This window comes from Streptomyces caelestis, from assembly GCF_001279005.1.
Lineage (GTDB): Bacteria > Actinomycetota > Actinomycetes > Streptomycetales > Streptomycetaceae > Streptomyces > Streptomyces heliomycini.
This window is the reverse complement of sequence record NZ_LGCN01000121.1, coordinates 1-4,900: the sequence shown is the minus strand read 5'-3', so window position 1 is coordinate 4,900 and position 4,900 is coordinate 1. Positions and strand designations below refer to the sequence as shown.

General features: G+C 68.7%; 3 protein-coding genes. 2 read left to right on the top strand and 1 reads right to left on the bottom strand.

The annotated features are described in order from the left end of the window. Positions 1–222: 222 nt before the first annotated feature. Positions 223–798 carry an IS607 family transposase gene (locus ADK41_RS12850; protein ID WP_030837320.1) on the top strand — a complete coding sequence of 192 codons (576 nt, stop codon included), beginning with the start codon at positions 223–225 and terminating at the stop codon, positions 796–798. Next, positions 791–2,422, top strand: a complete 1,632-nt coding sequence (locus ADK41_RS12845; RefSeq protein ID WP_030837317.1) for an IS200/IS605 family element transposase accessory protein TnpB — start codon at positions 791–793, stop codon at positions 2,420–2,422. Before ADK41_RS12850 ends, ADK41_RS12845 begins: the two co-directional genes overlap by 8 nt. A gap of 38 nt (positions 2,423–2,460) precedes the next feature. Here the strand turns inward: ADK41_RS12845 and ADK41_RS12840 are convergent, their stop codons facing one another. Beyond that, positions 2,461–4,041: an MFS transporter gene (locus tag ADK41_RS12840; protein WP_030837314.1), complete on the bottom strand. Its 1,581-nt coding sequence runs from the start codon at positions 4,039–4,041 to the stop codon at positions 2,461–2,463. Positions 4,042–4,900 lie beyond the last annotated feature (859 nt).

Below are 4,900 nucleotides of genomic sequence, written 5' to 3'. Positions count from 1 at the left end.
GAGCGACCAGAGTTCGTCAGGAACCAACCGCTGCGACAAACCAACACCCATGGCACGGCATCATGCCGCATCAACCTCACACCACGTGAGACAAGCTCTTAATGAATCCGATCGAGTGGTCTGGGTTGTCAACAGCGAGTTCGAGAAGGGGCCTTCACCTGCTGGTCTTTAAGGTCGGGTGAGTGAGCGTAACCATGTGTGAGTGAGTTTCGTTGTCGGGGCATGAATCTCACGGAATGGACGAAGGCGCAGGGCGTGCATCCGCAGACCGCGTATCGCTGGTTCCGTGAGGGGACGCTGCCGGTACCGGCTCAGCGGGTCGGCCCGCGCACGATCCTCGTGAACGTGGAGGTGAACGCCGCACCGGAAGCGGTCGGCGGGCTGGGCCTGTATGCCCGTGTCTCCTCCCATGACCGGAAGACTGACCTGGAACGGCAGGTCGCCCGGCTGTCCCGGTGGGCGGCGCAGGCCGGCCACCGGGTGGTGCGGGTGGAGGCGGAGATCGCATCCGGTATGAACGGTGCCCGCCCCAAAGTCAAGCGGCTGCTGGCCGATCCGGACGTGACCACGGTGGTGGTCGAGCACAAGGATCGGCTGGGCCGGATGAACACCGAACTTGTCGAAGCCGCCTTGTCCGCGCATGGGCGCCGCCTCGTGGTCCTTGATGACGGCGAGGCCGAAGACGATCTGGTGCGTGACATGGTGGAGGTGCTGACCTCGTTCTGCGCTCGCCTGTACGGTCGCCGGTCGGCGAAGAACCGGGCCCGCAAGGCTTTGGAGGCCGCCGCGCATGGCTGACTCCACACTGCGCACGATCGAGGCGCCGTTCGTTGCGCCGGGCCCGTCCGGGGTGGCGGTCCGCACCAGTATCAAGGGCATGTCCCAGCGGGACCGTGAGGTGCTGCCCCTGGTGGGCGCACACCTTGGTTCGCTGGCTTCCGCCGACCTCAAGGCACGTTGCCGGGCGGGTACCGATCACGACAGCGACCAGTGGGCGGAGCGTAAGCGAGCCCTGACCGAGGAGTCGTCCTCGCGCTGGGCCGGGAGCATCACGAAGGCCACCCACGACCAGTGGGGCCTGGCGCGCCGAGCCCAGCTCGCCCACATCCACAACCTTGAGGCCGGGGTACGCACGATCGCGTACCGCCTGTCCCAGCCGGTCGGGGAGAAGGGCACGAAGCGGGCGCCGGGCGGCTACCGTACGAAGCGGGAATGGTTCCAAAAGACCCGGCGCCTCCATGTGCTGGAAGACCGGCTGGAGCGCGAGCGGTCCGATCGTGAGGCCGGTGTCGTGCACGTGGCGCGGGGCGGGAAGCGACTGGCCCGAGGCCGGCACCATCTGGAAGCCGCCCAGCTGACCGAGTACGAGTGGCGCAGGCGCTGGAATGCCGGACGCTGGTTCCTCCAGGCAGACGGGGAGTCGGGGAAGCGTTTCGGGAACGAGACCATCCGCGTCAGCTCCGACGGCGAGGTCAGCATCAAGCTCCCGGCTCCGCTGGCGCACCTGGCCGGCGCCCCGCGCGGCCGGTACGTGCTCGACGGCCGGATCAACTTCCACCACCGTGGCGAAGAGTGGGCCGACCGCGTATCGGCGAACCGTGCTGTCGCCTACCGCATCCACCTGGACGTGGACCGGGGCCGCTGGTACCTCACCGCGTCGTGGACGATCCCGCCGGTTCAGACCGTTCCCCTGACCGCAGCCAGAGCGAACGGGCTCATCGGTGTGGACACCAACGCTGACCACTTCGCAGCGTGGCGTCTGGATGAGCACGGCAACCCGATGGGCGATCCCCGCCGGTTCTTCTACGACCTCGACGGGCCGGCCACCCACCGGGACGCCCAGGTGAGGCACGCCCTCACCCGCCTCCTTCGCTGGGCACGGCGCGAAGGCGTCTCCATCGCGATCGAGGACCTGGACTTCGGCGCGGAGAAGACGCGGGAGAAGCACGGCCGCAGGAAACAGTTCCGCAAGCTGATCTCCGGCATGCCCGTCGCCAAACTGCGGGCACGGCTCGTGTCCATGGCCGCCGCACTCGGCATCACCATCATCGTCGTCGACCCCGCCTACACCTCCCGCTGGGGCGCCGAACACTGGCAGAAGCCCCTCAGCACCACCCGCCGCAAGCCCACCCGTCACGACGCAGCCGCCGTGGCGATCGCACGACGCGCCCTGGGACATCCGGTGCGGCGTCGGACAGCACCGCCCCCACACGACCGGAGTGATCGTGTGGGGCATCGGACCGTCCAGGCCGCACCGGACACCCCGGGGCGTGAGGAAACCCGCCCCCGCATTCCCCGACCACGGACACGATCCGTGCCGCCGGACGCGGAGCGAACGCGGGTGACCAGCGCATCCACAACCGTTCGGGATGCGCCAGTTGACCAGGTTTGGGTCCAAGACTCACTCCTGCTCACTGATTAGGAACGGTTCCTGGTCATGGCGGGATCCAAAAAGGCGCCCTACGGTTCTGGCCGGTCTTCTGGTCCGGGCCCGGCGACGGTGGCGTCGGCTTTGCTTCGGCGGGGCCACAGGAGGAATACGGCCGCCGTCCCGACGAAGGTGAGGACGGCCGTGACCGCCATCGTGTCGGCGACACCGGATGAGAACGCCGAGACGGCTGCCTGCTGCACGGTGCGCCCGAGGTCGGGCGGCAGTGAGGCGATCGCTTCCCGGAAGGACGAGGAGTTCACCAATGCCTGGCGGAACTGGGAGATGTCCGCCGGAGTCAGCCCCGACGCCTCGACGACAGAGGCCGCGTCTCTCGTCGTGAGTTCTCTGGCGACCGCGGTGAGGACGGCGACCCCGAGGGCGCCACCGAGCATGCTGGACATCTTGAACACACCGGCAGCGGTGCCCGCAAGGTCGATCGGGACCTCTCCGACGGTCGTATTGGCCACCGGGGTGCTCACCAACCCCAGACCGAGCCCGATGACGATGAGTGCGACAGCGAGGTACTCCGTCGAACTGCGCGTACCGAGAGAACCGAGCAGAGTCAGGCCGGCGCTGGCCACGACGAGCCCCACCACCGCGGGAAGCCGTCCGCCCCGCCGGATCGCGAGCCTGCCGCCGAGCGGAATGAAGAGGAAGACCCCGACGGTGGCGGGCAGCATCAGCACCCCGGACTCCACCGCGCTGTAGCCGCGCGCGTTCTCCAGCCAGAGCACGAGGAGGAAGCTCATCCCGGCGAAGGTGAAGTTCATCGTGAGGTTGGCCGCGAGCGCTCCGTTGTAGGCCCGGATCTTGAACAGCTTCAGGTCCACGAGCGGCTGGCTCACATGGCGTTCGACGAACCACCACACGACCGACAGCACCACGGTTGCCACGAACAGCGCCACGATCAGCGGGCTGCCCCATCCCAGGCTCGGCCCTTCGGTGAGCGCGTACAACAGTGCGAAGACCGCAAGGACGATGGATGCCAGCCCCAGCCAATCGATCGTGTGACCGGCCTTCTCGTCGCGGGACTCCGGAGTCGTGACCCGGACGACCACGAGAGTGATCGCAGCGAGCGGCAGGTTGATCCAGAACAGCCAGCGCCAGCCGAGGCCGTCCGTGATGACCCCGCTGAGCGCGGGCCCGACGGACAGCCCGCCCCAGGCCACCGTCTGCCAGATACCGAACGCGGTGGTTTCCGCCTTTCCGGAGAACTCGGGCGGGATGAGCGCGAGCGAGGCCGGCAGAATCAGCGCAGCGCCGATGCCCATGAGACCACGGCCGAGGACCAGCCATCCGATGTCGGGCGCGAGCGCGGCAGGCACGGAGAAGGCGGCAAGCAGCACCGTGCCCACCTGAAGCATCCGGCGGCGGCCGAAGAGATCGCCGAACTTGCCGGCGGTGATCACGAGGGCACCGGTGACGAGGCTGAAGGCGTTGTTCGCCCACTGCAAGCTCGACAGGTTGCCGCTGAACTCGTCGGCGATCTGCGGGATCGCCACACCGAGGTCGCCGAACGCAAGCCAGACCATCCCTGCGGCCGTGCAGATCGCAAACAGTGAGACCCACCGGTGCGCGACCGCGGGGCTGCTGGAAGGGGGTTCGTTCATGGCGATGCTCCGGCTCCGTGCCCTCTCCGTTGGCTGCCCGTGTTTCCCGGCATGCGCACGGAGAGTAACAACCCCGTCGGGTGGCAGCGCGTCTGCCGCGCCGCCCGGCGATCAACTCGCCGAAACGCGGTCGCGCATGCTGCCGATGCGCTCCTACGGGAGCTCCGCCGGGCCCTGGCGCGCGGCGGAGCGGATCTCTCTGTACGCCTGGAGATCACAGCCGCAGAGTGCCGCTGCAGGACTGCGGTGCCCAATCCGCCGACCGAGGTGAACCGCGATGACGCTGCGTACACCACCGGACCGGCCAGCCGCTCATCATCCGGGCGGACGAGAAGAACCTCGTTGTGCACGCGGGGATCTGCGGCTACCCCTGCCGACGCTCAGCCTCTGATCAATCCGCCACGAACTCGGCGACGGGGCCACCGCGTCCGCTGTCCCAAATCCGCGCCACGGACGAGCCGCTCATACCCTGTCGTGCGGCTCCGAGCAGAACCCCAAGGCACGTCCGCACGCGAGCGGCTCAGCTGATCTGCTCGCCGGCATACCCGACGAAGGCAGCCCAGGCATCCGGGGCAACGGCGAGGCCGGTCCGGAACGCCCCGGACAGCGGGCAGAGGACCGCCGGGTACGAGACCGTGCGGCGAGTTGTCGACTCCGAACCGAGCCGCGTTGCGGCGAGCAAGGGCCGGGCTGCGTTCGACCGTGCCAAGGCCGCCGCCACCCGCAAGCACCGCGAAGACGCGCCCCCGATTCCGCCCTGCCCCCCGCGTCCCCCGGAGGCACCTCGTCCGCCGCTCCACCGGAGGGACTGAAGTTTTCCCGGCGTGAGGGCCGTCAGGCAGTGCCACACCGCTGACCG

What these genes read in the sequence shown, in the direction of transcription:
- ADK41_RS12850 (WP_030837320.1), top strand. Translation starts at nt 223, where the DNA reads ATGAATCTCACGGAATGGACGAAGGCGCAGGGCGTGCATCCGCAGACC.
- ADK41_RS12845 (WP_030837317.1), top strand. Translation starts at nt 791, where the DNA reads ATGGCTGACTCCACACTGCGCACGATCGAGGCGCCGTTCGTTGCGCCG.
- ADK41_RS12840 (WP_030837314.1), bottom strand. Translation starts at nt 4,041, where the DNA reads ATGAACGAACCCCCTTCCAGCAGCCCCGCGGTCGCGCACCGGTGGGTC.